Raw genomic sequence first — 23,672 nt, 5'->3', positions numbered from 1 at the left:
ATATTCACGGCACTGTTTGGCCGAAACCGCGCGGCCACCACTTCGAGGCCTGGAACGCGATCGGCACCGCGCCCGAGCAGTTTCCCGGTCACTTCCTTCCGGCCGGCCGACACCGTGGACGGCCGCCACGGCATCGCCCGCTTCGGCTGGGGACCGGCGAACACCGCCGCCGGTTCCGCACCTGTCGCCGGATTCGACGTCGTCTCCCTGGACGAGTACGGCCGGATACGGAGCGTGTACGGGTTTCTCGACCGGGTGCCCGCGGCGGAGTGCCCCGGCGATCGCGATGAGTTCTGCCCCGTCGGGTGGTCTTGTATGAGAGAGACCACCGGGAAAGCGGAGGACATCATGAGCACGGACACCGCACTGGACCAGCAATTCACGGCCGAACTGCGGAAGAGCCCCGAAACCGGTGGCTGGACGTATGTCGTCTGGCCCGATTCGGTCGCGTTCTTCGGCACCCGCGGCCTGGTCAAGGTCCGCGGGACGATCGACGGCCACCCCTTCAGGAGTTCGTTCATGGCGCTCGGCGACGGCACCCACAAACTCCCCGTGAAGGCCGACGTGCGCAAGGCGATCGGGAAGGAGGCCGGGGACACCGTGACGGTACGGCTGGAGGAGCGCGTCACGGACTGACCGACGGCGTCGGCGTACGACGGGGTCCGGGCCGTGCGGGTCCCGCGCGGCAGTGCCGACGGGAACCGGGTCGGGCCCGCCGGTGTGACACCGGCGGGCCCGGCCCGAGACCCCGACAGGGGCCGCGACCTAGGCGGCAGCCTTCCGCACGATGTCGTCGATCCGGGTGAGCTCGTCCTGCGAGAACTCCAGGTTGCCCATGGCCGCCACGCTGTCCTCCAGCTGCTGCGGGCTGCTCGCGCCGATGAGCGCAGAGGTGACCCGCTCGCCGCGCAGCACCCAGGCCAGCGCCATCTGGGCCAGGGACTGGCCGCGCGACGTGGCGATGTCGTTCAGGGCGCGCAGGTGTGCGACGAGTTCCCCGGTCACCTTGTCCGCGCTCAGGAAGGGGCTGTCACTCGCGGCCCGCGAACCCTCCGGGATCCCGTCCAGGTAGCGGCCGGTGAGCAGGCCCTGCTCCAGCGGCGAGTAGGCGATGGACCCGATCCGCAGCTCGTCGAGCGTGTCCAGGAGTCCCTCCTCCTCGGGACGCCGGTCGAGCATCGAGTAGCGCGGCTGGTGGATGAGGAGCGGGGTGCCCAGCTCGCCGAGGATGCGGGCGGCCTCACGGGTCTGCTCCGGCGAGTAGTTCGACACACCGACGTACAGTGCCTTGCCCTGCTGGACGGCCGAGTGCAGCGCGCCCATCGTCTCCTCCAGCGGAGTCTGCGGGTCGGGGCGGTGCGAGTAGAAGATGTCGACGTAGTCGAGGCCCATGCGGTTCAGGCTCTGGTCGAGCGAGGACAGCAGGTACTTGCGGGATCCCCACTCGCCGTACGGGCCCGGCCACATCAGGTATCCGGCCTTCGACGAGATGACCAGCTCGTCGCGGTACGGCGCGAAGTCCGCCTTCAGTGCCTCACCGAGGGCCGACTCGGCGGCGCCGGGCGGGGGCCCGTAGTTGTTCGCCAGGTCGAAGTGGGTGACTCCCAGGTCGAACGCGCGGCGCAGGATCGCACGCTGGGTGTCCACCGGCCGGTCGGGGCCGAAGTTGTGCCACAGGCCGAGGGAGAACGCGGGCAGCTTCAGGCCGCTGCGTCCGGTGCGCCGGTAGGGCATGTCCGCGTAACGGTCGGTGTGTGCGGTGTACAACGCGGTCTCCAGAGGGGTCGGTACGGAGTGGACCGGTGTCCACTCTCGCCTGCCCGGTGGACAGCGGTCCAACAGGAGAATCGGATGGGATTCAGCGGATACGCTTCTCAATCATGGAACTGCGCCACCTTCAGCACTTCGTCGCGGTCGCCGAGGACCAGCACTTCACCCGGGCAGCGGAACGGCTCATGGTGTCGCAGTCCGGCCTGTCCGCCTCCATCCGCGCCCTGGAGCGGGAGCTGCGCGCTCCGCTGTTCGTCCGTACCACCCGCCGCGTCACGCTCACCGAGGCCGGCAGGGCGCTGCTGACCGAGGCGGAGCGGATCCTGGCCCAGGTCCGCGCGGCCGAGGACGCGGTGGCCGCCGTGCAGGGGGTGCTGCGCGGCCTGCTCTCGGTCGGCACCGAGCAGTGCATCGCCGGGGTGCCCGTCGCCCAGCTGCTCGCCGCGTTCCGGAGGCAGCATCCCGACGTGGAGATCCGGCTGCGGCAGGCGGGGTCCGGGGCGCTCGCCGAGGACGTCGCCGCGGGCCGCCTCGACCTGGCCTTCGCCGTGACGACCCGCGCCGACACGGAACAGCTCCGCTGCCTGCCCCTGACCAGCGAACCGATGACCGTGCTCTGTCACCCCTCGCACCGTCTGGCGGGCGGCGGGCCCGTGACGCCGGACGAACTCGGCGGCGAGTCCTTCGTGGACTTCCACCCCGACTGGGGCCCGCGCCGCACCACCGACGCGGCCTTCGCGGCCGCGGGTGTGCACCGCACGGTCGCGCTGGAGGTCAACGACGTGCACAGCCTCCTCGACCTCGTCGAGGAGGGCCTCGGCATCGCCGTCGTACCGCGCCACTTCGCCCACAAGCGTCAGGCACTGCCGGCCCTCGCACTCAAGGCCGACGCCGAGACGCCGTACGAGACCGTCGCCATGCTCCCGCCGCCGGAAGCGACCAGTCCGGCCGCCCGGGCACTCATGTCACTGCTCGAAACAGGGGGCCTGGCACCACCCCATGAGGGGTTCCAGCCCTCCTGACCGGCCCCTCGTCCGCCAGCAGACTCGTGCACACCGACACGACAACTGCGAGGCAGGGGTAAGAAGATGACTGAGCACAGCCGACGGAACGTACTGCGCGGGGCGGCCGCCATCGCGGCGGCGAGCGGACTGGTGGGGTCGACCGGAGGATTCGCGGCAGGCGCTCCCGTCGGCGACAAGGGTCGCCACCATCCTTTCCTGGAGGGGGCGTTCGCTCCCGTCACGGAGGAACTGACCGCCTTCGACCTCCCGGTCACCGGCAGGATCCCCCGCGAGCTGAACGGCCGATATCTCAGGAACGGGCCGAACGTCCTGGGCCTGGAGGACCCCCGCGCACACCACTGGATGCACGGCGCCGGCATGGTGCACGGCGTGCGGCTGCGCGACGGCCGCGCCGAGTGGTACCGCAACCGCTGGGTCCGCTCCGCCGGTGTCGCGGAGCAGCTCGGCGAGCCCTATCCGGGACCGGTGCCCCCGGACGACTTCCCCTGCAACACCCATGTCATCGGGCACCGCGGACGGGTCCTCGCCATCCAGGAGAGCGGCCCGCTGCCCTACGAACTCGGCTACGAGCTCGACACCGTGGGCACGTACGACTTCCGCGGCACCCTGGAGGGCGCGTTCACCGCGCACACCAAGCTGGACATGGAGACGGGCGAGCTGCACGCGATCACGTACTACCCGACCTGGAACCACATACGGCATGTGGTGGTGAACGCCGCGGGGCGGGTCGTGCGGACCACGAGGATCCCGGTGTCGGACAGCCCGATGATCCACGACTTCGCGCTCACCGAGAAGTACGTCGTCATCCTCGACATGCCGGTCACCTTCGACCTGGCGGCCGCGGAGCGGGGCGACCTGGTGCCGTACGTGTGGAACGACCGGCATGCGGCGCGGGTCGGCGTCCTGCCGCGGGCCGGCGGGAAGATCCGCTGGATCGAGGCCGAGCCGACGTACTACTCGCACACCCTCAACGCCTACGACGAGGGATCGTCGGTGGTCGTCGACCTCACGGCCTACCCGGCGCCCTTCTTCGTCGCGGGGCGCGGCTCCGGCGGGCCCTACGGCGCCGGGACGCCGCGGCTGCACCGCTGGACCGTCGATCTCGACCGGGGCTGTGTGCGGACCAGGGTTCTGGACGACCGGCCGCAGGAGTTCCCGCGCGTCAACGAGGCGCTGCTGACGCGGCGGCACCGGTACGGCTACTCGGCGGCCGCCGCGGAGATGATGCTGGCGTACGTGACGCCCGACGGGAATCCGCCCGACCGTGCCTTCAGCAACGAACTCATCAAACACGATCTGCTGCGTGGTACGACGCAGGTGCACCGGCTGCCCCGGCACTCGGCGGCGGGCGAGGCGGTGTTCGTGGCCTCTGATCCGACGGACCCGAGGGCGGCGGAGGACGACGGCTACACGCTGGCGTACGTGCACAATCCCGACCGGGGCGCCGCCGATCTGCTGATCCTGTCCGCCCAGGACTTCACGGGTGAGCCGGTGGCCCGGGTCCATCTCCCCGCGCGGGTGCCGCTGGGATTCCACGGCAACTGGGTGCCGGACGCGTGAGGACGCGGTCGGCCGGACCCCGCGGCGGGGCCCGGCCGGCCGCCGGCGCTCAGAGCGCGTACCCCGGCAGGACCACGTCCCGGATCAGGGCGTTGCGCTCGTCGAACGGGATGAACGCGCTCTTGAGGGCGTTGACCGTGACCGTGCGCAGGTCGTCGAGGGTCCAGCCGACCTCGTCGACGAGCAGGGACATCTCGCGGGTCATGGTCGTGCCGGAGACCAGCCGGTTGTCGGTGTTGAGGGTGACGCGGAAACCGAGGTCGCGCAGGTGCGTGATCGGGTGCTCGGCGATCGACGTGGCCGCACCCGTCTGGAGGTTGGAGGTGGGACACATCTCCAGAGCGATGCGGTGGTCGCGCACCCAGCCCGCGACGCGGCCGAGCTTGCCGTCCACGATGTCCTCGGTGATCCGGACTCCGTGGCCGATGCGCTGGGCACCGCAGACCTGGATCGCCTGGTGGATGCTGGGCAGGCCGTGTGCCTCACCGGCGTGGATGGTGAACGGGACGTTCTCCTCGCGCAGGTGCCGGAAGGCGGCGAGGTGGTCGGCGGGCGGGAAACCGTCCTCGGCGCCCGCGATGTCGAAGCCCACGACGCCCGCGTCGCGGAACGTCACGGCCAGGTCCGCGATCTCGCGGCTTCGGTCGAACATGCGCATCCCGCACAGCAGCGTGCCGACGCGGACCGGGGTCCCGGCGGCGTCCGCCTTCGCCATACCGGCGGCCAGGCCCTCCTGCACGGTCGCGACGACCTCGGGCAGCGTGAGCCCGCCGTTCAGCATCAGCTCGGGGGCGTAGCGGACCTCGCCGTAGACGACACCGTCCTCGGCCAGGTCGAGGACGTACTCCTCGGCGGTCCGCAGCAGGCCTTCCCGGGTCTGCATCACGGCGAGGGTGTGCTCGAAGGTGGCTATGTAACGGACCAGGTCGCCGGAGTTGGCCGCCTCGTAGTACCAGGCGGCGAGCGCGTCGGGGTCGGTGGTGGGGAGTGTGTGGCCGACCGTGGCGGCGAGTTCGACGAGAGTCGCGGGGCGCAGTCCGCCGTCGAGGTGGTCGTGGAGAACGGCCTTGGGGAGCCGGCGGATGGTGTCGATGTCGATGCGTGACGCGGTCATGCGGTGATTCCTCGGCAGGTTGTCTGTGGGTGTGGTCCGCGGGTGGGGACGGCCGGTCAGTGGTCGGTCGCGTCGGGAGAGGCGGGCTGCAGCAGGTCCCACCTGTTCCCGTACAGATCCTGGAAGACGACGACCGAGCCGTACGTCTCGTGGCGGGGTTCCTCCAGGAAGGTCACGCCCGCCGCGGCCATCCGTGCGTGGTCGCGGGCGAAGTCGTCGGTGTGCAGGAAGAAGCCGACCCGGCCGCCGGTCTGGTCGCCGACCCGGTCGCGCTGCGCCTCGCCCTTGGCACGGGCCAGCAGCAGCCCGGTGCCGGTCCCGCCCGTGTCCGGTTCCACGACGACCCAGCGGGACCCGTCGGGGCGCGGGGCGTCCTCGGCGAGCCGGAACCCGAGCGCCTCGGTGTAGAAGCGGATCGCCTCGTCGTAGTCGTCGACGACGAGGGTGACCAGGGCGACGCGTTTCATCGGGGCCTCTCGGGAGGGTGGGTTCAGCGACGGGAGTTATACGTAACACGCGAGGATACGGCATCGGCGGGGACGGTCCGCGCGGGTGCCCTCGGCTCCGGTCCGGGCGGGGCGTGCGGCCGAGAGCGTGCGGGGCCGGACCGGGCAGGGGCCGCTTGCCGTCGTCTTACCCGCCTCCTGCATGCTGGACGGCGGCAGGATCAAGCGACAGGCAGGAGCGACACACCATGTCCGAGACGCCCAGGTCGACCGGGGCACCCGCCCACCAGAACGTCACCTTCCCGAGCGGCGGGAGCACCGCGCACGGTTACCTGGCACTGCCACCGGCCGGACAGGGGCCCGGCGTCATCGTGATCCAGGAGTGGTGGGGCCTGACCGACCACATCGCGGACGTCACCGAGCGCCTGGCGAAGGAGGGCTTCGTGGCGCTGGCCCCCGATCTGTACGGCGGCAATGTCGCCCACGAGAGCTCCGAGGCGCTGCGCATGATGCAGGACCTGCCCGTGTCGCGCGGCGTCGAGCTGCTGTCCGGCGCCGTCGACCATCTGCTGGCGATGCCCGAGGTCACGTCCGGGGCCGTCGGCTCGGTCGGCTTCTGCATGGGAGGCGGCTTCGTCCTCCATCAGGCGGCCACCGACGCCCGCGTCCGTGCCGCCGTTCCCTTCTACGGCGTCATCCAGGGCGAGACGCCCGACTTCTCCGGGCTCAAGGCGCAGATCCTGGGCCACTACGGCGAACGTGACACGAGCATCCCCGTGGATTCCCTCGCCCCTCTCGCCGAGACGATCCGCGAGCAGTCCGGCATCACCCCGGACCTGCGCGTCTATCCGGCCGACCACGCGTTCTTCAACGATGGCCGCCCGGCGGTCCACGACCCCGAGTCCTCCGCCCTCGCCTGGCGGAGCACGGTGGACTTCCTGCACGCCCAACTGGGCTGACCACAGGCCTCGTCGAGCGGTCCGTACGCCGCTTCCCCCCCCCGGAGCTCACCGGCGGAAGCGGCGTACGGCAAAGGGTCCGGTGCTCTCGCGCTCGGACCCTCCCCACCGGTACGTGGGCGTGTTCGGCTCAGTACGTGTACGTGTTCAGCGTCGCCACCGCCGAAGCGGGTGAGCCGAGGTCGTAGTGGTCCACCGCGAGGAAGTTGGGCTTCTTGCGGGCCGCGGGCTGGCAGAAGCGCTGGGCCCGGTCGGTGAGCTTGGTGTTGTCGGTGGCGGCGGTGGAGGCTATCCCCGCGTCGCGGAAGTGGTTCATGACGAAGAGCGGCCGGAAGGGCGGCGCCGCGGCGGTGAGGGGAATGTTGGCGTTGGCGTCGTACCAGCGGCTGTAGCAGGCCCAGTTGGAGCTCCCGAGGCCCGAGCCCATGGACCAGTAGTTCTCCACCGTCCACTCACGCTGGTACATCACGCCGAAGCTGTCGCGGGTGAGCCCGGCGGCCTGGTCGGCGGAGCGGCTGTGGTCGGTGAACAGGAGCAGACGGTCGTTGGCGGCGATCAGGTCCGCCATCCGCGGCCAGCCCTTCGCGCGCACGCCGGTCTGGTCCGGGCGGTAGAGGACGTCGGACAGGCCGTTCACGCGGGCCAGTTCACTGCGCAGGACGCCCGGGTCGACGTAGTCCTCCAGGAACACGGTGACGAACTCGTCCGGGTTCCGCTTGAGGAAGTCGACCATGCGCTGGATGTCCACCCACAGCGCCACCGGCCTGCTGACGAGCGTGCAGCTGTTGTGGCACAGGATCGCGCCGTCCGAGGTCTGGTGGATGTCCAGCATGAATCCGCGTACGCCGTCGGTGAGTTGCCGGTCGATGCCCCGGGTCTGGTTCGGGACGAGGTTCACGAAGGGCGGGGCGAAACCGCCGTCCACGCCGTTCGCGTAGGCGTTGTGGGAGGTGAGGAACGTGACCTGGTCCAGGGTGCGCCGGTCCTGGGAGGGCATCGGAGCGACCGGGGACGTGACCGGAGTCAGGTACCAGGCCGCGGGACCGCCCGCCCCGCCCACGACCAGCTGTGCGGGGTAGTTGGCGCCCGAGGCCTTCGCTCCGACCGTCAGGTACTGGTCGGCGCCGGGGACCTTCAGCCGGTACTGGTCGGTGCCCGTCGACGTGATCTCCCACAGGGCGTCGGCGCCCGCACAGGCCACGGTTCTCGCCTGACCACCCGAGCGGCCGAGGCAACTGCCCGCCGTGTCGGTGCTTTCGAGGACGTACGACGCGCCGCTGGACCGCAGCGACCACTGCTGGCGGTCCTCGTTGCCCTTGGGGTTGCGCTGGACGACCGCTCCCCCGTTGTCGGCGGCGTTCAGGCCGGTGACCGCGCTCTGCACGTAGAACACTCCCGCCGTCGGCACCTCGGCCGCTTGGGCGGGAGCGGCCAGGGCGGTGGTCAGTGCCGCTCCGGCGGCGGTGAGAGCGAGCAGGGGGCGATGGCTCCGCATGACGGTCGGGTCCCTTCGGCAGCACGGCGACGCCGGAACGGCGGCCGGAAAAAAATGGGGGGTCTGCGCGGGACACTCAATCGGCTTGGTATGTACCGGTCAATAGCTCGGACGGGGCGGGCACGGCTCACCAGGTCGTCCGGTGTTTCGCGGGTTGCATGACGGGCACCGCGGTACTCCTACGGGGAGCACCGACCGATCACCGGGCCAGGAGGGTGAACATGAACGACGACAGCATGGCGGACGACGCCTACCAGCCCACGGGAACCAACGAGGAGCAGGCGGACGCCGCGCCGCTCGATCTCCAGGACGCGGTGGACGAACGCACGTACGACGACATCCTCGACGAGGGCTACTCCCCGCCCGAGAAGCCCCTGGGTGTCACCAAGACCGGTGTCACGGCGGCCGAGCAGCACGAGGGCGAGACCCTCGACGAACGGCTGCGCCAGGAGGTCCCCGAGGAGGAGGCACCGCCCGGCGACGGCATCGGCGACCTGCCCGGGGGTGAGGGCGAACCGGTCGGCCCGGAGGTCGGCGCCGACCGTGCGGGCCGTCTGGTGGCGCCGGACGAGGGCGCGCACACGGACACGACGAAGGAAGCCGTCGCCTCCGACATGGGCATCGACGGCGGAGCCGCGGGCGCCGAGGAGGCCGCGGTCCACGTCGTGCCCGAGGAGGAGCTGCCGACGGCATCCGAGCGAGGGGTCTGACCTCGCCGGACCGGCTCACGAACAGGCTGCCCGCGGCCGCCTCGCCGGCAGCCTCCGGCTCGTCCCGGTCACGTGGACCGTGGTGCCCGACGACCGAGGTCGTCGGGCACCACCACGTTCCGGACGCCTGTGAAGAGGTACCCGCACCGATGACGGCTCGGATGCGGACAGGGCGGAGACTCCGATGGAGGCACGGCGCTTCTCGGCGGCACAGACGGTTGCGGAGGCTGCCCGTCATGCGAGGGCCGACGACCTGCCACGTACCCTCTGCGACACGGCGTGCGAGGTCCTGGCCGTCGACGGAGCCGCCTTCTCCCTGCTCACCGACACGCCGTCCCGGCAACTGCTGTGCGCGTCCAACAGCACGGCCCTGCGGCTGGAGGAGATCCAGTTCACGGTGGCGGAGGGCCCCTGCATCACCGCCGCCTCACAAGGGGTTCCCGCCGTGGGCAGTGGTCTGCGGCAACGCGTCACGCCGTGGCCGTTCTTCGGGGCGACGGTCGCCGAGCAGCTTCCCGAAGTGGGCGCCGTCTACGCGTTTCCGCTGCGGCTCGCGGACCAGACGCTCGGTTCGATGGAGCTCTTCACGCGAGCCTCCGACTGTCTCGACGCGTCCTCGATGCGCGCCGGGGCCCAGGTCGCCGACGCCGTGGTGACGGCTCTCCTGCCGGCACACCGCGAGCTCTTCGACGACTTCGCGTATCCCCTGTGGAAGCCGCAGGACGTGGCACGGGCCCACTGGTCGTCGACCCATCAGGCCATCGGGGTCGTCGCCGCCCGCTTCGGCATGAGTGTCGAGTCGGCTCTCGCCACGATGCGGGCGGAGGCCTTCCGCACCGGGCAGACACTCGCGGAGATCACCACGGCCGTTCTCAGGCGTCCGCCCCGCGGATAGCCGACCGTGCAGACGTCTGCCGTCTGCCGTCTGCCGTCTGCCGGACCACGGCGGACGGCGTGGTCCGGATCGGCGTGGTGGCGACCGGTCAGAGCCGGAAGGCGTCGGCCCGCACATGCTGCATCACCTGACTCGCCACCCGGTACCGGCCGTTGGGCACGTCGCGGGACCTGGTGACATGCACCGCGAGCGGGCCGGCCCATTCGTAGCCCCGGTCCTGACCGTGGCGAAGCAGGCTGTCGGTGAGGATCTGGTCGACGCGGGCGCCGCGACGCTCGAGTTCCTCGTAGGCGAACTCGGCCAGCTCGACGTCGTAGGCATTGGGGACGACGGTCCGGTTCTCGCTGCACACGACCGTGTTGTCGTCGCACTCCTTGCGCAGGGCCTCGACCAGTTCGACCGGTTCCTTGTGCCGCAACTGAGCGAGCAGTGACCCTCCGAAGCGCTCCAGCGCTCGTTCCAGGCCGGTGAGTGAACTCATGCCCTACCTCGCCTCCCGCTCCGCGAAGTCGCCCGGCCGGACCCGGGCCTCCTCCAGGGCCTCACGCAGCGTACGGCCGGTGCCGCCCCGCTCCTGGGGCTGTGCCCGGTCCTGCTGCGCCGGCGCCCGGTGTGCGGCCTCGGTCCTACGACGGTCGTCCTCGGGAACGGTCATGCCGGGAAGCTCCTCACTCGTACGTTTCCTGTCGTGGTGTTCCGCTTTCCCCCAGCGGGTTCCCGGGCAACGGGAATCGACGCCTCCCCGGCGGGCCCCGGGCCCCGCCTTCGTCATCACGGCAGGACCCGGGGCGAACGTCGCCTGTTGTGGCACTACAGGAGGTCCCGTGGCACCGTCTCGTTCCACGTACGGGAGAAGACCCGGCGCTCACCCTCGTAACCGTCCAGCGTCGCGGCCACGAAGAAGTCCCGCTCGTCGCAGCTCAGACGGGTGCTCGTCTCCACACGGACGTCCCAGTCGTCGCGCCTGAACCGCATCGTCCAGCTCGACTCGCCGGTGGCCGACGTGAAGTCGTCGGCGACGGAGGTGTACCGCTCGTAGGCGCGGCGGCCGACGTCGAGACCGATCTCGTCGAAGTGGACGAGTCCCTGGTCCTTCACGATCTCCAGCTCGGCCCGGTAGTCGACCATGTCGCGCTTCACCTCCCAGCGTCCCTCGGGAGCGGTCAGCCGGGTCGTGCGCACCGGAGGCGTGCCCTCGGGCTCCTCGAACGGGTTCGCCGCGATCTCGTCCGGCTCGCCCGTCGGGCGGACGGGGAGCGTGAGGGTGCTGGACCCCTCGTGCACGCTCAGCAGGGCGGGCTCGGGGGGCGGCCAGGCGAGCGGCCAGTACGACGTGGACAGCGACAGCCGCACCCGGTGCCCGGGCGGGAAGGCCTGCGCCACTCCGTTGAGCTGCACGGTCGCGCGGTAGCGCGTACCGGGCTCCAGGGCCTCGGGGTTCTCGGCGCTCTCCCTGCGCGTGATGTTGAGCAGGCCGTAGGTGACGCGGGTGGCTGCGCCGTCCGGGCTCACGTCGGACAGGCGAGCGGCCACCATGGCGACCGGCCGGTCGGCCGAGAGGTCGAGTTCCACGGTCGGCGAGCCGAGGATCTCCAGCCGTTCGGTCAGCGGTTCGGTCTCGAAGACGAGGGAGCCGCCGTCCTCCTCGCGCTGGTCGTACGGCAGGTCCGGCGGTGCGTTGTAGGAGGCCCACTTGCCCGCGAACTGGCCGACGGACAGCGGGGAACGCACCGTCATCGCGGAGCCCTCGCCGGCCGTCGCGTCCTCGCTGCCGGGGTCGCCGTCGGCGTCACGCGGGTCGCCGATCCGATGGCGGGTCAGCGGATATGTCACGGGGTGGATGTGCGGGGAGGGCCAGGCGGGCTCCGCGACCCAGCGGCCGGGGCGCTCCTCGTACGACGTGGACGGGGGCACGCTGTCCTGCATCCAGGTGCGCAGCATGGGGCCGTCCATGACGCCGTTGTCGACGCCCTTGAGCCAGTGGTCCCACCAGCGCACGACTTCCTGGAGGTAGCCGATGGCGGGTCCGGGCTCCCCGAGGTGGGGGAACTTGTGCGACCAGGGGCCGATGAGTCCCTTGCGGGGCACGTCCAGATGGCCGAGCAGCCGCGTCACGGCGTTGGAGTAGCCGTCCGCCCAGCCGCTGGAGGCGAGGACGGGACAGCGGACGGCCCGGTAGTCCTCGGAGACCGAGGCGTGGCGCCAGTAGTCGTCACGGCGCTGGTGGCGCAGCCAGGGCAGGACCCAGGGGCCGGTGTTCTCCAGGCGTTCGTGCCACATCTCGCGCCACCGGTCGCCGACCACCGCGGGGTCGGGCGGACAGGTGGCGTAGGCGAACATGGTGCCGGCCTCGGCGAGGTTGTCCGACAGCATGGCGCCGCCCATGTAGTGCATGTCGTCGGCGTGCCGGTCGTCGGTGAAGGACGCGATGACGACGGCGCGCAGGCTCGGCGGCTGCCGGGCGGCCACCTGGAGCGCGGCGAAGGCGCCCCAGGAGAGGCCCATCATGCCGGTGTTGCCGTCGCACCAGGGCTGGTCGGCGAGCCAGGCGAGGACCGCTTCGGCGTCGGCCTGCTCCTGTTCCAGGTACTCGTCCCTCAGTACCCCTTCCGAGTCACCCGTGCCGCGCAGATCGACGCGTACACAGGCGTAGCCGTGCCCGGCGATGTAGGGGTGGTGCATGGAGTCGCGTACCGAGGTGAGGTCGCGTTTGCGGTAGGGGATGTACTCCAGCACCGCGGGCACGGGCTCGTTGTCCGAAGAGGTGGGGCGCCAGACGCGGGCCGACAGCTGGACACCGTCGGGCATCGGGATGCGGAGGTCCTCCTCTTCCTTGGTCGCGTACGGCAGGTTGCTCACGTAACGCATGCGGTGGACTTGCTCCTTACTCGTGCGGTCGTTCCTGGGGGGTCTCGTCGAAGGTGAGTCCCAGTGCGGCCACGCAGTGGTCGTACTTCTCCCGCAGGTCCTTCTCGCTGTTCCCGCCGGTGAAGACGTGCGCCAGCTCGTAGCTGTAGCTGTCCTGCTGTGACAGGTCGGAGAGGACCTGGCCCTCCTCGGTGGTGACGTCCACCCGCACGCCGTCGGTCTCGTGCTCGATACGGGCGAGGTCCTCGGGCGAGGGCACGTTGCGCACCACTCCGTCGGTGAACCATCGGTAGTACCACTTCGCGGCCATCGCGTACGGGCCCTCGCGCCGGGGCATGCGCGGGTCCTCCCCGAGGGCGAGGCCGAGCATGCTGTGGTGGTTGGGTACTCCGTCGACGTACTGGAACAACTCGGCGTGGGACTGGGAGTGCCGGGGGTTGATCTCCAGCAGGTTGATCTCCTGCGCCTTGGGGTCGTAGAAGTACTCGACGCTGAAGGTGGCCTCGTCGAAGCCGATCTGGCGCATGGTGCGCTCGGTGACGTCGTGCAGCTGGTCGATCACCGGTGGCGGCAGCGTCGAGGGGTACTGGTGACGCTGGAAGCTCGACGTGCCGGGGTAGTTGATGGAGTCCAGTACGCCGTAGACGGTCACCTCGCCCTCGTGGACGTATCCCTCGACAGCGACCTGCAGGCCCGTCATCGCCTCTTCGGCGAGGCAGACCTGGGCGCCGACCCCGTCCATCTCGGGCGGCAGCTCCAGCTGGTCGAGGATGTACTCGAAGGGGCGGCCGACCCGGCTGATGCCCTCGCGTATCTGCCGGACGGCGTCACGGAACTCGTCCATGTCCTTGACGCCGAAGGCGAGTTCGGAGGAGTACGACAGGGCGGGCTTGACCCACATCGGGAACCGCACGTTCTCGGGCGGCTTCGGGTCGTCGGTGTCCAGGTCGACCCGGCCGAACCGGGGGTGCCTGTCCGTGACCTTCTGCTGCTCCAGCCGGCTCCAGTACTTGTGCTCGCACTTGACCACCGACTCCAGGCCGGTGCTGCGGGTTCCGTACCGCTCGGCGAGGATGGGGACGAGGGTGCTGACCGGGAAGTCCCAGTAGCCGACGATCGCGTCGATGCTCCCGTCGAAGGCGTCCAGTACGGCCTGGGCCTTGTCGATGAGCTCCGGGACCGACACCTCCCCGCCCTGCAGTTCCTCGACCGTCAACAACGGGTGGTATCGCAGCGACTTGGCTGCCGGCGCTGCTTCGAGCGTCGGCAGGTTGGCGTCGTCGAGACCTATCACGAAGACGTTCTTCACGTCGTTCACGTCACTCATGTTCTTTTCGGGCACCAGTCACCTTCCAGTTCTTCCACGGCTCTTCCGGAAGATCGTCGGAGTACCCCTGAGCGGCGCGGCCAACCTCCCTCCGCCCGACGGAGGTGTGACGTCGGTCCGCCGGGACACCCGTGACCGCATGTTCATGCAGTGGCGTTCCACCTCGTTGCCCGTGTCCCCGCGCGAACGGGAGTAGACATGCTCATCCTTGTCGTGGCCTTCCTTCTGCTGACCGTGCTGATCGGGTCGGCCGCCTACCTTCCCTGGCCCGTGACCATCGTGGCCGGCGTGGCCATCACCGTCTGGCTGGCGGTTTTCGCCGTCCGTGAGCGGCGCCGGTCCGGCCGCACCCGAAGGGCGTGACGTGATGCGACTGACAGCACCCGGCCGGCGGGAGACCGGCAGGCGGGACACCGAGGGGATGGCCGTGGCCTCCTTCGTCCTCGGCCTGGTCGGTCTCCTCGTCCTGAACTTCGTCCTCGGCCCCATCGCCATCGTCCTGGCCACCATGGCCCTGCGCCGGGACACGCCCCGACGCTTCAGAGCACTGCTCGGGCTGTGGCTCGGCATCGCCGACATCGTGGTGCTCGCCCTTCTCATGGCGGCGAACGGCACCACGTCGTGGAGCATCCTCGGCTGACCACGGTGTCACTCCGGCCGGTACGCCCGGCGAACGGCCCTGTCGGCCGCGGTTCCCCAGCATGGGAAGATATACGGCCAAATTGGGGCATATCTGTTCAGGAATTCTCGTACGACCCCAGAGGAGTGGACGAACGTGACGGACGTAGCGAGCACCGGCCCCGCCCCGGACGACGACCGGAAGGTACTCACCAACCGGCAGGGACACCCGGTCCACGACAACCAGAACCAGCGGACCGTCGGTGCCCGCGGCCCCGCGACGCTGGAGAACTACCAGCTCCTCGAGAAGATCAGCCACTTCGACCGCGAGCGCATCCCCGAGCGCGTCGTGCACGCCCGCGGCGTGACCGCCTACGGCTACTTCGAGGCGTACGGCTCCTGGGGCGACGAGCCGATCGGCCGCTTCACCCGCGCCAAGCTCTTCGCGGAGCGCGGCAAGCGCACGGACCTGGCCGTTCGCTTCTCCACGGTGATCGGCGGCCGGGACTCCTCCGAGGCGGCGCGCGATCCGCGCGGCTTCGCGGTGAAGTTCTACACCGAGGACGGCAACTGGGACCTGGTCGGCAACAACCTGGGGGTGTTCTTCATCCGGGACGCGATCAAATTCCCGGACGTGATCCACGCCCTCAAGCCCGACCCGGTCACCTTCGAACAGCAGCCGCGCCGGATCTTCGACTTCATGTCGCAGACACCCGAGTCCATGCACATGCTGATCAACCTCTTCAGCCCGCGCGGCATCCCTGCCGACTACCGCCACATGCAGGGATTCGGCGTCAACACCTACAAGTGGGTGAACGAGGAGGGCGGCACGGTCCTGGTCAAGTACCACTGGATGCCCAAGCAGGGCGTGCGCAGCATGACCGAGGAGGACGCGGCCAACGTCCAGGCCGATGGCCTCGGCCACGCCACCAAGGACCTCTACGAGGCGGTGGGGCGCGGCGACCACCCGGAGTGGGAACTGCTGGTCCAGGTGATGGACGACCACGATCACCCCGAGCTCGACTTCGATCCGCTGGACGACACCAAGACCTGGCCGGAGCAGGACTTCCCGCCGAAGCCGGTCGGCAGGATGGTGCTCGACCGGATGCCGGACAACTACTTCGCGGAGAACGAGCAGATCTCCTTCGGTACCGGTGTCCTGGTGGACGGCCTGGACTTCTCCGACGACAAGATGCTCGTCGGCCGGACCTTCTCCTACAGCGACACGCAGCGTTACCGGGTGGGGCCGAACTATCTCCAGCTCCCGGTCAACCAGGCCAAGAACGCCGAGGTCCGTACGAACCAGCGTGACGGCCAGATGACGTACCACGTGGACGGCGGCGGCGAGAATCCGATCGTGAACTACGAGCCGTCGATCACCGGTGGCCTGCGCGAGGGGCAGTACCCCACACTCGACGAGCAGGGACCGGAGATCCACGGCCGGCTCACCCGCAAACGGATCCCCCGCACCAACGACTACACGCAGGCCGGGCAGCGCTACCTGCTGATGGAGGAGTGGGAGCGGGACGACCTGGTGAAGAACTTCGTCACCTTGCTCTCCCAGTGCGACCCGCCGGTGCAGGAGCGGATGGTCTGGCACTTCCTGCTGGTCGAGAACGAACTCGGCCTGAAGGTGGGCGAAGGGCTCAAGATCAGCCCCCAGGACGTGGCCGGCCTTCAGCCGCTGGCCGGCCAGGACCTCACCGAGGAGGATCGCGAGCGGCTCGCCAAGCTGGGCGAGAACCCGCCCCGGGACGTCGCCGGACTGACCATGACCCACTGCGTCCCCAACACGCGGCACACGGTCACGCGCTGAGCGCCGGGCGCTGAGCGGCGTCACGGCTCCGCGGCCGGTTCACAGCCGGCCGCGGAGCCGTGTCCGCCAGGAGGGTCAGCAGTACAGGTTGTTGCCCGTCGTCGTGCCGAGGATCTGCGTGAACCGCTGGTAGTTGTTCACCCTGCTCTGCACCTGGGCGGGGTTCTTGCCGTCGCACTCCAGCGAACCGTTGATGGAGCGGATCGTCTGGCCGAAGCCCGCCCCGTTGACCATCGCGTTGTGGCCGGTCATGGAGCCGGGGCCGGACTGGGTGTTCCAGTACCAGAGACCTGTCTTCCAGGCCACGGCGGCGTCGTTCTGCACGAGCCAGGGGTTGTTCAGGAGGTCGATGCCGAGCGCGTCGCCCGCGGCCTTGTAGTTGAAGTTCCAGCTGAGCTGGATCGGCCCGCGCCCGTAGTACGCGGCCTGGCCGGCCGGACAGCCGTACGGCCGGCCCCAGTCGCAGTAGTGCGGGTAGTTGGCGGTGTTCTGCTCGACGATGTGGACCAGCCCGCCGGTCTCGTGACTGACGTTGGCGAGGAAGGCCGCGGCCTCCTGCTTCTTCACCGTGTCGCTGCCGGTGTTCGCGAAGGCCGGGTAGGCGCTCATCGCGGCCTTCAGCCCGTTGTAGGTGTAGAAGGAGTTCCGGCCCGGGAACATCTGGTTGAACTGCGCTTCGCTCACCACGAACCCGGAGGGGTTGGTGGGTCCGCCGTCACAGGCGTACGGCTCCCAGAACCAGGTGCTGATGGTGGGGTCGTAACCCGGGTTGTCGTGCTCGGCGATGTACGCCTTGCCGTCGGTGTACCGGACGATGTTTCCGGTGACGTAGGCCTTGCCCGCCACCCAGTTCGGGTAGCTCGAACAGGCCGCCGCGGACGCGCCCGACGCCGGCAGGATCACCGGCGCGGCGCCTCCGAGGACGACCGCGGCCACGAACGCAGAGATACGACGCCTCGACACAGGACCAACTCCTTCGCGGAGCACGGCCGCACCCGTACGAGGGCAGAGCGGAGCAGACCTTGTACGCGCGCCGGTGGCACCGGCCGCGGCGCACGGAGCGGCCGTGGTGGGGGGTGTGGAGGCACACTCAACTCCCTTGGTCTGGACCAGTCAAGGGTGTAGACCAGTCAACTCGCCCCGCAGCCGCCCTCCACCGCTCCGCTTCAGCTCAGCGGCTTCTCCAGCACGGCCTTGCGGTGGCTGAACGTCTCGATCGAGTAGCGGCCGTGGTAGTTGCCCATGCCGCTCTCCCCCACGCCGCCGAAGGGCAGGTCGGAGACGGTGAGGTGGGCGAGCGGCAGACCGAAGCCCAAACCTCCGGAGGACGTCTCCTCGGCGAGCCGCTCCCGGGTCACGTCCGACTCGGTGAAGACGTACAGGGCGAGGGGCTTGTCGCGGTCGTTGATGAAGCCGATGGCGTCGTCCAGCCCGCGGACGGTCACGATCGGCAGAACCGGGCCGAAGATCTCCTCGCGCATGACCGGCGCGTCGGGCTCGACGTCGGCCAGGACGGTCGGCGCGATGTACTTCGTCGCGCGGTCGCTGTCGCCGCCCACGACGACTCGGCCGGAGCCGAGCAGTCCGCTGAGCCGGTCGAAGTGCCGCTCGTTGACGATCCGGCCGTACTCGGGGGAGCTCGCCGCGTCGGCCCCGAACAGCGCCTCTACGGCCTTGGCCAGCGCGGGCTCCAGGGCGCGGGCGGTCTCCGGGTCGGTCAGGACGTAGTCGGGGGCGACGCAGGTCTGCCCGGCGTTGAGGAACTTGCCGCGCACCAGGCGGTCGGCGACGACGGCCGGGTCGGTGTCCCGGTCCACGAAGGCCGGGGACTTGCCGCCGAGTTCGAGGGTGACCGGGGTGAGGTGCTGGGCGGCGGCGGTCATCACGATGCGACCGACCGTGCCGTTGCCGGTGTAGAAGATGTGGTCGAATCGCTCGGCGAGCAGGGCCGTGGTCTCGGGGACACCGCCCTCGACGACGGCGACCGCCTCGGTGTCGAGGAACCGGGGCAGCAGCCGGGCGAGCTCGGCGGAGGTGGCCGGGGCCATTTCGCTGGGCTTGACGACGACCGCGTTGCCCGCGGCCAGGGCGCCCAGCATCGGGGCGAGCAGGAGCTGCGCCGGGTAGTTCCAGGGGGCGATGACGAGGACGACACCGAGCGGGTCGTACCGCGTCCAGGCCGTCGCGTCGGTGCCGAGGTGCGCGGGGACGGGGGCGGACTCGGGGCGCAGCCACCCGTCAAGGTACTCCAGTGTGTGGTCGATCTCCCGTACGACGAAGTCGATCTCCGTACGGAAGGCCTCGGTGGAGCTCTTGCCCAGGTCGGCGTGGAGGGCCGCGGCCAGGTCCTCGCCGTGCGCGGTGAGCATCTCGCGCAGGCGGCTCAGCTGGCCGGTGCGCCATTCGACGGGCTTGGTGCGGCCTGAGCGGAAGGTGGCGCGCAGCCGGGCCACGACGTCGGCGGGCTGCTGGGGGGTGGGCTGGTTCACGGTGCCTCGCTGGTCGGGGCGGGTTGGTGGCCCGCGCACGGTGGGTCGAGCGACAAGCTCGATGTATATACCAACCATTTATACGGCATCATTCATTCCGCGCAGGCCGAAACAGTCACTCGTGAGCGACAGGTCACACCAAGGGCCCATCGGGACCGCTCGGACGGAGGACTTCCGCGCCACCGCGCCGAGGGGATCCGCCGGCCGGAGCGGGAGCGCCGGTGGCAGCGTGTCGCCGCCGCCCGGGGCGGGCCGCCGCCGCGAACCTCGCGGTCGGCGCGCTGTCAGCACGCTCCGCGCGTACGCATCGCCGCGCGGAGCGAGGTGAGTGAGGACGCGTGACAGGTCGGGCCGCCGATCGCGAGCCGGCCGGTCACGCTCCCCTCTGCGTGTAGTGGTGGGCGCGCACTCTGCGCAGCCACGCCTCGACGGGTGCCTCGTCGGCCTGCTCCGGCAGGACGCTGCGGGTCTCGTCGAAGGCGGACTCGTAGTGCTTGAGCAGGGGAAGCGCGGCCATGGCGTCGGCTGCCACCTGTTCGCCGAAGCGGTGGTACTCCTCGGGGTTCTCGACGCGGATGCTCAGGCGGCCGGTGGCGTACAGCTCGAACCCCTGGTGGCACAGGCGTCGCAGGTGCCGGGCGTGCTTGGCGGTCCGCTTGCGGGTGTCCGCGGAGAACGAGTTGTCGCCTCGGTCATAGAGCCGCTTGAACTGCTGGGTGGCATAACCGAGATAGGCGTCGCGGACCCGCTTCGCGGAGAGGAGCGTCGTGCGCAGGCCGATCAGCTCGTCGCCCAGCGGCGTGCGGACCTCGTACAACTCGTCGGGCAGCCACACCAGTTCGGTCACGGTCGGGTTGCCGCCCAGGGCGAGCCTGCACCACTTGGCCGCTTCGTGGAGCGTGCTGTCGGGCTTGGTGGTGACGTGGGACTCCTTCGGCCCGTGGAGGCCGTGCAGGTCCTCGGTGGGGGCGGCGAACATGCCGAGCCGGTCCACGTCGGAGCCCTCGTGGGCCAGACCGTAGGCGGTCGAACCGACGATGCCGGACAGCAGGATGTTCCTGGTGGTCACAGCCGTCCCCCTTCACTCTTGTCGCCCCGACCCGTCTGCCTGATGCGAGCCGGGGGCTCACTCAAGGTCATCACCCGGGAGGGCGCGGAGTACAGCGATTTTCCCCGGCGCCGCGACCTCGGACACAGGGCTCCTTGTCGGTTCTCCGTCCGGCCACCGAGCACCTCGCCGCCGTGGGGCGACCTCGCCGCATCCGAAGGTCCCACGCACGTACATGCCGAGGTCGGCGGCCACCTCCTGGCCGAGGAACGGCCCGCGGACGCTCTGCTCTGCTTCGACCGCGCGGCGGCGGCGGGCGGGACCGATGTCCTGGCCTCCGTCGGAGCTGAACTGACCAAGGCCGAAGACCTGGACCAAACACTCACCTGGTACGAACGCGCGGCGGCAGCCGGCCACACCAACGCCCTCGCCGAAGCGGCCGGCAGCGGACTGCGCATGAGCGTGGCCGTACTGCGCTGAGGCGTTCGGAGGGAGCAAGGCGTTAGCTCGCGAACGGCTCCTGTGCCGCGGGGGTGGCCCTGCCGGTGAACGGGTGCTGCCACAGCCCTCGCACGGCGAGCCGGGGCAGGACTCCCTCGCCGAACCAGTACGCCTCCTCCAGGTGCGGGTAGCCGGAGAGCACGAACTCGTCGATGCCCAGACCGTGGTACTCGGCGATGCGCTCGGCGACCTCGTCGTGGCTGCCGACCAGGGCGGTGCCCGCGCCGCCGCGCACGAGACCGATGCCGGCCCACAGGTTGGGGTGGATCTCCAGACCGTCCCGGCTGCCGCCTCCGTGGAGGGCGAGCATCCGCTGCTGGCCCTCGGACTCGCTGCGGGCGAGTCCGGCCTGTACGGACTTCACCGTCTGCGGGTCGAAGCCGGCGAGCAGCCGCTCGGCCTCCGCCCAGGCCTGCTCGGAGGTGTCGCGTGTGATGACGTGCAACCGGATGCCGAACCGGACGTCGCGGCCCTCCTTCTCCGCCAGCGCGCGGACCCACGCGATCTTCTCGGCGACCTGCGCGGGCGGTTCGCCCCAGGTGAGGTAGACGTCCACGTGCCGGGCGGCGATCTCGCCCGCGATGGGCGACGATCCGCCGAAGTACACCTCGGGGACCGGGTCGGGCAGCCGGGCGAGGCGGGCGTCCTCGACCCGCAGGAACTCGCCGGTCAGGTCGACGGTCCTGCCCTCCCACAGGCCCCGCACGATCTGCAGGAACTCACCGGTGCGGCGGTAACGGGCGTCCTTGTCGAGGAAGTCGCCGTAGGCGCGCTGCTCGTGGCTCTCGCCGCCGGTGACGACGTTGAGGAGGAGCCGTCCGCCGGACTGCCGCTGGAACGTGGATGCCATCTGCGCGGCGAGCGTCGGCGACACGGACCCCGGCCGGAAGGCGACCAGGAACTTCAGCCGCTCGGTGTGCCGGCTGACCATCGCGGTGGTCAGCCAGGCGTCCTCGCACCAGGCGCCGGTGGGCGTGAGCGCGCCGACGAAGCCGAGGTCCTCGGCCGCTCGGGCGATCTGGCTCAGATAGGCGACCGTCGGCGGCCGGTCCCGCCCGGACACCGTGGCCGGGGTGCCGTGTCCGCCTCCCACGACATGGCGGCTGTCGCCGTTGGTGGGCAGGAACCAGTGAAAGGTGAGGGACACGGGGGCGTTCTCCGATCGGGGGGTGTTTGTCGAGGGGGCGGAATTCCGGCCTCAGAGGAGGCCGTGGCGCGGAGGCGGGGTGCCGGACGCGAGGAGCCGGAAGATCTCGGCGAGCGTCTCCTGGCGTACGTCGGCGCCGACGTGCTCGGCCGGCACGGTGACGGCGAGCAGGCCGGAGGCGGAGAGCCGGTCCAACTCCGCGTACGGGAGGGCGCGTTCACTGTCCCGACGGGAAGCTCCGGCCCGGAACCCGTCGGCCAGGGCCGCCGCGACGGCCAGGGCCTCGGCGTCGTCGGCGATGACGTTGCCGGCGTTGGCGTTGGCGTTGGCGTTGCCGGCGTTGGCGTTGGCGTTGGCGTTGCCGGCGTTGGCGTTGGCGGCGGTCCTCGCGGGGTCCCTCGTGGAGGCTTACGCGGAGATCCTGGCGGACGTGTTCGCGGGCACGGTCAGCCCGCCGCGGCCAGGACCGGCGTGCGGCCCAGCGCCTCGGAGAACTGGTCGAGCACCTGGGTCAGCGCCTCGGTGGCCTCGGGCGCCACGGCGAGTCCGCCGTCCTCGCCCACCGAGATGTCCTTGTCGAGGGTGAACCAGCCCTGGACCACATGGCGGGCGCCCATGGAGCTGAGCACCGGCCGCAGGGCGTAGTCGATGGCCAGCACATGTGCCGTCGTACCGCCGGTCGCCAGGGGCAGCACCGTCTTCCCGGTGAGTGCGTACTGCGGGAGCAGGTCGAGCAGTGCCTTGAGGACCCCGGAGTAGGCGGCCTTGTAGACGGGGGTGCCGATGACGACGCCGTCGGCACGCGCGAAGAGGGCGGCGGCCTCGACGATCGCCGGATGCCGGAAGTCGGCGCCGAGCAGTGCCTCCGCGGGGATCGTGCGGACGTCGAGCGGAATCACCTCGTGGCCCTGTGCCGTCAGCCGGGTGTCGAGGTGGCGCAGAAGACGGTTGGTACGGGAGGAGGCGGAAGGGCTGCCGGAGACGGACAGAACGGTGGCCATGGGTTCTCTTTCGGGACGGGGGCGCCTTCGCGAGGGAGGCGCCCCGGGGTGAGCGGTCAGGAGTACCAGGTGGGTTCGGGCAGTTCGCCCTCGAGAAACCAGCGGCCCGCCTCTCAGCGCTTGTGGGCGACGGCATCGTGGAGGGTGTGGGTGCGGTCGTTGCGCCAGAAGCGGTCGAGCCCTTGTGAACCTCTCTCGCAGTGGGGTGCGGAAGGAGCCGGACTCAGGCGTGGAGCGGCTGGTCCAAGGACGAGTTCACCGCCCTCGGTGAACCGCGGCCGGAGCACGACGAGCGCTGCCGCCACAAGTCCGGGTGGACCGCCGCGATGGCCTTGAGGCGCTGGGTGGCGAGCAGCAGGGCGAGGGTGAAGCCGGGTCGACTCGTGCTGGAACCCGGCGCCGTAGTCGGCCATGTGGCGGACCTGGCTGAGGGCGTGGTCGAAGCCGTTGTTCTCGGCGAGCACGCAGAGTTCGCGGTTGTGGTCGTAGCCCCAGTCGGTGCGTTGTCCGATCGTGCTGGTGACGAGACCGCCATTGGCATTGGGGCCCACTAGGCGAAGCGGACGGGATCTGCGGAAAGGTTTTCTGCAGGCATGCGGAACTCCTGTTGCGGGAATTCGGGCAGCCGAATTCGGCAGAGCGCGGTGAGTTGCCGAATCAGGGCAGCGAAAGACGACTCACGGCTGTCGGCAGCCGCGGAAGCAAAGGTGGGGTGAGGCGCAGCGGATCCGGAGGATCAGGCCGCGGGGCAACAGGCGGCGCTGGAGACACGCGCGAGGTCGACATGGCGTCGCCGCGTGAGGTCCAGTCGCATCATCATGTTCTCGATCGTGGCAGGCATCGGTCCGGACCGTCAAGGAATACCCGATCGGTCTCGTATCCC

Annotated in this window: 24 protein-coding genes and 2 pseudogenes; 10 read left to right on the top strand and 16 right to left on the bottom strand. The window is 70.3% G+C overall.

Going from position 1 to position 23,672, the window contains the following annotated elements; translation table 11 throughout:
* Positions 1–348 precede the first annotated feature (348 nt).
* Complete coding sequence (locus O1Q96_RS18825; protein WP_217457553.1) at positions 349–636, top strand: DUF1905 domain-containing protein; 288 nt, start codon at positions 349–351, stop codon at positions 634–636.
* Between the two features lie 129 nt (positions 637–765).
* Here O1Q96_RS18825 and mgrA read toward each other — a convergent pair whose 3' ends face one another.
* A complete protein-coding gene (gene mgrA / locus O1Q96_RS18820) occupies positions 766–1,767 on the bottom strand; it encodes an L-glyceraldehyde 3-phosphate reductase (RefSeq protein WP_269249297.1) in 1,002 nt (333 codons plus the stop codon).
* Between the two features lie 113 nt (positions 1,768–1,880).
* On the opposite strand from mgrA, the gene O1Q96_RS18815 reads away from it, so the two are divergent.
* Positions 1,881–2,792 (top strand): LysR family transcriptional regulator, encoded by a 912-nt coding sequence (locus O1Q96_RS18815; RefSeq protein WP_269249296.1) that lies wholly within the window; start codon positions 1,881–1,883, stop codon positions 2,790–2,792.
* Between the two features lie 66 nt (positions 2,793–2,858).
* Positions 2,859–4,355, top strand: coding sequence for a carotenoid oxygenase family protein (locus O1Q96_RS18810; RefSeq protein ID WP_269249295.1), 1,497 nt, complete (start codon positions 2,859–2,861; stop codon positions 4,353–4,355).
* Positions 4,356–4,404: 49 nt separating this feature from the next.
* On the opposite strand, the gene O1Q96_RS18805 is transcribed toward O1Q96_RS18810, so the two are convergent.
* Together O1Q96_RS18805 and O1Q96_RS18800 are read right to left on the bottom strand one after the other, a co-directional pair.
* A complete protein-coding gene (locus O1Q96_RS18805) occupies positions 4,405–5,469 on the bottom strand; it encodes an adenosine deaminase (RefSeq protein WP_269249294.1) in 1,065 nt (354 codons plus the stop codon).
* 56 nt (positions 5,470–5,525) lie between these two features.
* Positions 5,526–5,936 (bottom strand): VOC family protein, encoded by a 411-nt coding sequence (locus tag O1Q96_RS18800; protein WP_269249293.1) that lies wholly within the window; start codon positions 5,934–5,936, stop codon positions 5,526–5,528.
* A 227-nt stretch (positions 5,937–6,163) separates the two neighbouring features.
* Between O1Q96_RS18800 and O1Q96_RS18795 the strand changes: the two genes are divergently transcribed.
* Positions 6,164–6,874, top strand: coding sequence for a dienelactone hydrolase family protein (locus O1Q96_RS18795; protein WP_269249292.1), 711 nt, complete (start codon positions 6,164–6,166; stop codon positions 6,872–6,874).
* Between the two features lie 130 nt (positions 6,875–7,004).
* Here O1Q96_RS18795 and O1Q96_RS18790 read toward each other — a convergent pair whose 3' ends face one another.
* Positions 7,005–8,369 (bottom strand): phosphoinositide-specific phospholipase C-related protein, encoded by a 1,365-nt coding sequence (locus O1Q96_RS18790; protein WP_269249291.1) that lies wholly within the window; start codon positions 8,367–8,369, stop codon positions 7,005–7,007.
* Positions 8,370–8,590: 221 nt separating this feature from the next.
* On the opposite strand from O1Q96_RS18790, the gene O1Q96_RS18785 reads away from it, so the two are divergent.
* Together O1Q96_RS18785 and O1Q96_RS18780 are read left to right on the top strand one after the other, a co-directional pair.
* Positions 8,591–9,079, top strand: coding sequence for a DUF5709 domain-containing protein (locus O1Q96_RS18785; protein WP_269249290.1), 489 nt, complete (start codon positions 8,591–8,593; stop codon positions 9,077–9,079).
* Between the two features lie 184 nt (positions 9,080–9,263).
* Positions 9,264–9,974, top strand: a complete 711-nt coding sequence (locus O1Q96_RS18780) for a GAF and ANTAR domain-containing protein (RefSeq protein ID WP_269249289.1) — start codon at positions 9,264–9,266, stop codon at positions 9,972–9,974.
* A gap of 88 nt (positions 9,975–10,062) precedes the next feature.
* Here the strand turns inward: O1Q96_RS18780 and O1Q96_RS18775 are convergent, their stop codons facing one another.
* The 4 genes from O1Q96_RS18775 to O1Q96_RS18760 form a co-directional block, all read right to left on the bottom strand.
* Positions 10,063–10,455 carry a DUF3662 domain-containing protein gene (locus tag O1Q96_RS18775; protein ID WP_269249288.1) on the bottom strand — a complete coding sequence of 131 codons (393 nt, stop codon included), beginning with the start codon at positions 10,453–10,455 and terminating at the stop codon, positions 10,063–10,065.
* Positions 10,456–10,458: 3 nt separating this feature from the next.
* Positions 10,459–10,629, bottom strand: a complete 171-nt coding sequence (locus O1Q96_RS18770; protein WP_269249287.1) for a hypothetical protein — start codon at positions 10,627–10,629, stop codon at positions 10,459–10,461.
* Between the two features lie 155 nt (positions 10,630–10,784).
* Complete coding sequence (locus tag O1Q96_RS18765; protein WP_269249286.1) at positions 10,785–12,842, bottom strand: CocE/NonD family hydrolase; 2,058 nt, start codon at positions 12,840–12,842, stop codon at positions 10,785–10,787.
* Positions 12,843–12,858: 16 nt separating this feature from the next.
* Positions 12,859–14,169: an ATP-grasp domain-containing protein gene (locus O1Q96_RS18760; RefSeq protein WP_269253639.1), complete on the bottom strand. Its 1,311-nt coding sequence runs from the start codon at positions 14,167–14,169 to the stop codon at positions 12,859–12,861.
* A gap of 198 nt (positions 14,170–14,367) precedes the next feature.
* Here O1Q96_RS18760 and O1Q96_RS18755 point away from each other — a divergent pair, with 198 nt between their 5' ends.
* From O1Q96_RS18755 to O1Q96_RS18745, 3 genes are all read left to right on the top strand, one after another.
* Positions 14,368–14,532 (top strand): hypothetical protein, encoded by a 165-nt coding sequence (locus O1Q96_RS18755; RefSeq protein WP_269249285.1) that lies wholly within the window; start codon positions 14,368–14,370, stop codon positions 14,530–14,532.
* A 4-nt stretch (positions 14,533–14,536) separates the two neighbouring features.
* Entirely contained in the window at positions 14,537–14,809 is a 273-nt protein-coding gene (locus O1Q96_RS18750) for a DUF4190 domain-containing protein (RefSeq protein WP_269249284.1), read from the top strand.
* A gap of 135 nt (positions 14,810–14,944) precedes the next feature.
* Complete coding sequence (locus O1Q96_RS18745) at positions 14,945–16,603, top strand: catalase (protein ID WP_269249283.1); 1,659 nt, start codon at positions 14,945–14,947, stop codon at positions 16,601–16,603.
* Between the two features lie 75 nt (positions 16,604–16,678).
* Here the strand turns inward: O1Q96_RS18745 and O1Q96_RS18740 are convergent, their stop codons facing one another.
* From O1Q96_RS18740 to O1Q96_RS18730, 3 genes are all read right to left on the bottom strand, one after another.
* Complete coding sequence (locus tag O1Q96_RS18740) at positions 16,679–17,566, bottom strand: glycoside hydrolase family 19 protein (protein WP_269249282.1); 888 nt, start codon at positions 17,564–17,566, stop codon at positions 16,679–16,681.
* Between the two features lie 203 nt (positions 17,567–17,769).
* Positions 17,770–19,170, bottom strand: a complete 1,401-nt coding sequence (locus tag O1Q96_RS18735) for an aldehyde dehydrogenase family protein (RefSeq protein WP_269249281.1) — start codon at positions 19,168–19,170, stop codon at positions 17,770–17,772.
* A gap of 295 nt (positions 19,171–19,465) precedes the next feature.
* On the bottom strand, positions 19,466–20,161 hold the full coding sequence (locus O1Q96_RS18730; protein ID WP_269249280.1) for a DNA polymerase beta superfamily protein: 696 nt from the start codon (positions 20,159–20,161) through the stop codon (positions 19,466–19,468).
* A 42-nt stretch (positions 20,162–20,203) separates the two neighbouring features.
* Between O1Q96_RS18730 and O1Q96_RS18725 the strand changes: the two genes are divergently transcribed.
* Positions 20,204–20,620 (top strand): hypothetical protein, encoded by a 417-nt coding sequence (locus tag O1Q96_RS18725; protein WP_269249279.1) that lies wholly within the window; start codon positions 20,204–20,206, stop codon positions 20,618–20,620.
* 22 nt (positions 20,621–20,642) lie between these two features.
* On the opposite strand, the gene O1Q96_RS18720 is transcribed toward O1Q96_RS18725, so the two are convergent.
* From O1Q96_RS18720 to O1Q96_RS44230, 5 genes and pseudogenes are all read right to left on the bottom strand, one after another.
* The gene (locus tag O1Q96_RS18720; RefSeq protein WP_269249278.1) at positions 20,643–21,788 is read right to left on the bottom strand and encodes an LLM class flavin-dependent oxidoreductase; all 1,146 of its coding nucleotides are present in this window, start codon (positions 21,786–21,788) and stop codon (positions 20,643–20,645) included.
* Positions 21,789–21,872: 84 nt separating this feature from the next.
* A pseudogene (locus O1Q96_RS18715) lies at positions 21,873–22,088 on the bottom strand (SfnB family sulfur acquisition oxidoreductase); the annotation flags it as partial.
* Between the two features lie 146 nt (positions 22,089–22,234).
* The gene (gene ssuE, locus O1Q96_RS18710) at positions 22,235–22,789 is read right to left on the bottom strand and encodes an NADPH-dependent FMN reductase (RefSeq protein ID WP_269249277.1); all 555 of its coding nucleotides are present in this window, start codon (positions 22,787–22,789) and stop codon (positions 22,235–22,237) included.
* 301 nt (positions 22,790–23,090) lie between these two features.
* Positions 23,091–23,384, bottom strand: a pseudogene (locus tag O1Q96_RS18705) (LLM class flavin-dependent oxidoreductase); the annotation flags it as partial.
* 141 nt (positions 23,385–23,525) lie between these two features.
* The gene (locus O1Q96_RS44230; RefSeq protein WP_331276046.1) at positions 23,526–23,630 is read right to left on the bottom strand and encodes a putative leader peptide; all 105 of its coding nucleotides are present in this window, start codon (positions 23,628–23,630) and stop codon (positions 23,526–23,528) included.
* Positions 23,631–23,672: the final 42 nt, after the last annotated feature.

Source organism: Streptomyces aurantiacus, assembly GCF_027107535.1.
In the GTDB taxonomy this organism is placed as follows: domain Bacteria; phylum Actinomycetota; class Actinomycetes; order Streptomycetales; family Streptomycetaceae; genus Streptomyces.
The sequence above is the reverse complement of the archived record's forward strand: the minus strand, read 5'-3'. Positions and strand labels throughout refer to the sequence as shown.

Bases quoted from the DNA above. Each gene is read 5' to 3' on its own strand.
- O1Q96_RS44230 (WP_331276046.1), bottom strand. From the start codon at position 23,630: ATGCCTGCCACGATCGAGAACATGATGATGCGACTGGACCTCACGCGG.
- O1Q96_RS18755 (WP_269249285.1), top strand. From the start codon at position 14,368: ATGCTCATCCTTGTCGTGGCCTTCCTTCTGCTGACCGTGCTGATCGGG.
- O1Q96_RS18800 (WP_269249293.1), bottom strand. From the start codon at position 5,936: ATGAAACGCGTCGCCCTGGTCACCCTCGTCGTCGACGACTACGACGAG.
- ssuE (WP_269249277.1), bottom strand. From the start codon at position 22,789: ATGGCCACCGTTCTGTCCGTCTCCGGCAGCCCTTCCGCCTCCTCCCGT.
- O1Q96_RS18760 (WP_269253639.1), bottom strand. From the start codon at position 14,169: ATGAGTGACGTGAACGACGTGAAGAACGTCTTCGTGATAGGTCTCGAC.
- O1Q96_RS18780 (WP_269249289.1), top strand. From the start codon at position 9,264: ATGGAGGCACGGCGCTTCTCGGCGGCACAGACGGTTGCGGAGGCTGCC.
- O1Q96_RS18815 (WP_269249296.1), top strand. From the start codon at position 1,881: ATGGAACTGCGCCACCTTCAGCACTTCGTCGCGGTCGCCGAGGACCAG.
- O1Q96_RS18825 (WP_217457553.1), top strand. From the start codon at position 349: ATGAGCACGGACACCGCACTGGACCAGCAATTCACGGCCGAACTGCGG.
- O1Q96_RS18805 (WP_269249294.1), bottom strand. From the start codon at position 5,469: ATGACCGCGTCACGCATCGACATCGACACCATCCGCCGGCTCCCCAAG.
- O1Q96_RS18725 (WP_269249279.1), top strand. From the start codon at position 20,204: ATGCGAGCCGGGGGCTCACTCAAGGTCATCACCCGGGAGGGCGCGGAG.
- O1Q96_RS18770 (WP_269249287.1), bottom strand. From the start codon at position 10,629: ATGACCGTTCCCGAGGACGACCGTCGTAGGACCGAGGCCGCACACCGG.
- O1Q96_RS18735 (WP_269249281.1), bottom strand. From the start codon at position 19,170: ATGGTTGGTATATACATCGAGCTTGTCGCTCGACCCACCGTGCGCGGG.
- O1Q96_RS18785 (WP_269249290.1), top strand. From the start codon at position 8,591: ATGAACGACGACAGCATGGCGGACGACGCCTACCAGCCCACGGGAACC.
- O1Q96_RS18765 (WP_269249286.1), bottom strand. From the start codon at position 12,842: ATGCGTTACGTGAGCAACCTGCCGTACGCGACCAAGGAAGAGGAGGAC.
- O1Q96_RS18790 (WP_269249291.1), bottom strand. From the start codon at position 8,369: ATGCGGAGCCATCGCCCCCTGCTCGCTCTCACCGCCGCCGGAGCGGCA.
- O1Q96_RS18810 (WP_269249295.1), top strand. From the start codon at position 2,859: ATGACTGAGCACAGCCGACGGAACGTACTGCGCGGGGCGGCCGCCATC.
- O1Q96_RS18795 (WP_269249292.1), top strand. From the start codon at position 6,164: ATGTCCGAGACGCCCAGGTCGACCGGGGCACCCGCCCACCAGAACGTC.
- O1Q96_RS18775 (WP_269249288.1), bottom strand. From the start codon at position 10,455: ATGAGTTCACTCACCGGCCTGGAACGAGCGCTGGAGCGCTTCGGAGGG.
- O1Q96_RS18750 (WP_269249284.1), top strand. From the start codon at position 14,537: ATGCGACTGACAGCACCCGGCCGGCGGGAGACCGGCAGGCGGGACACC.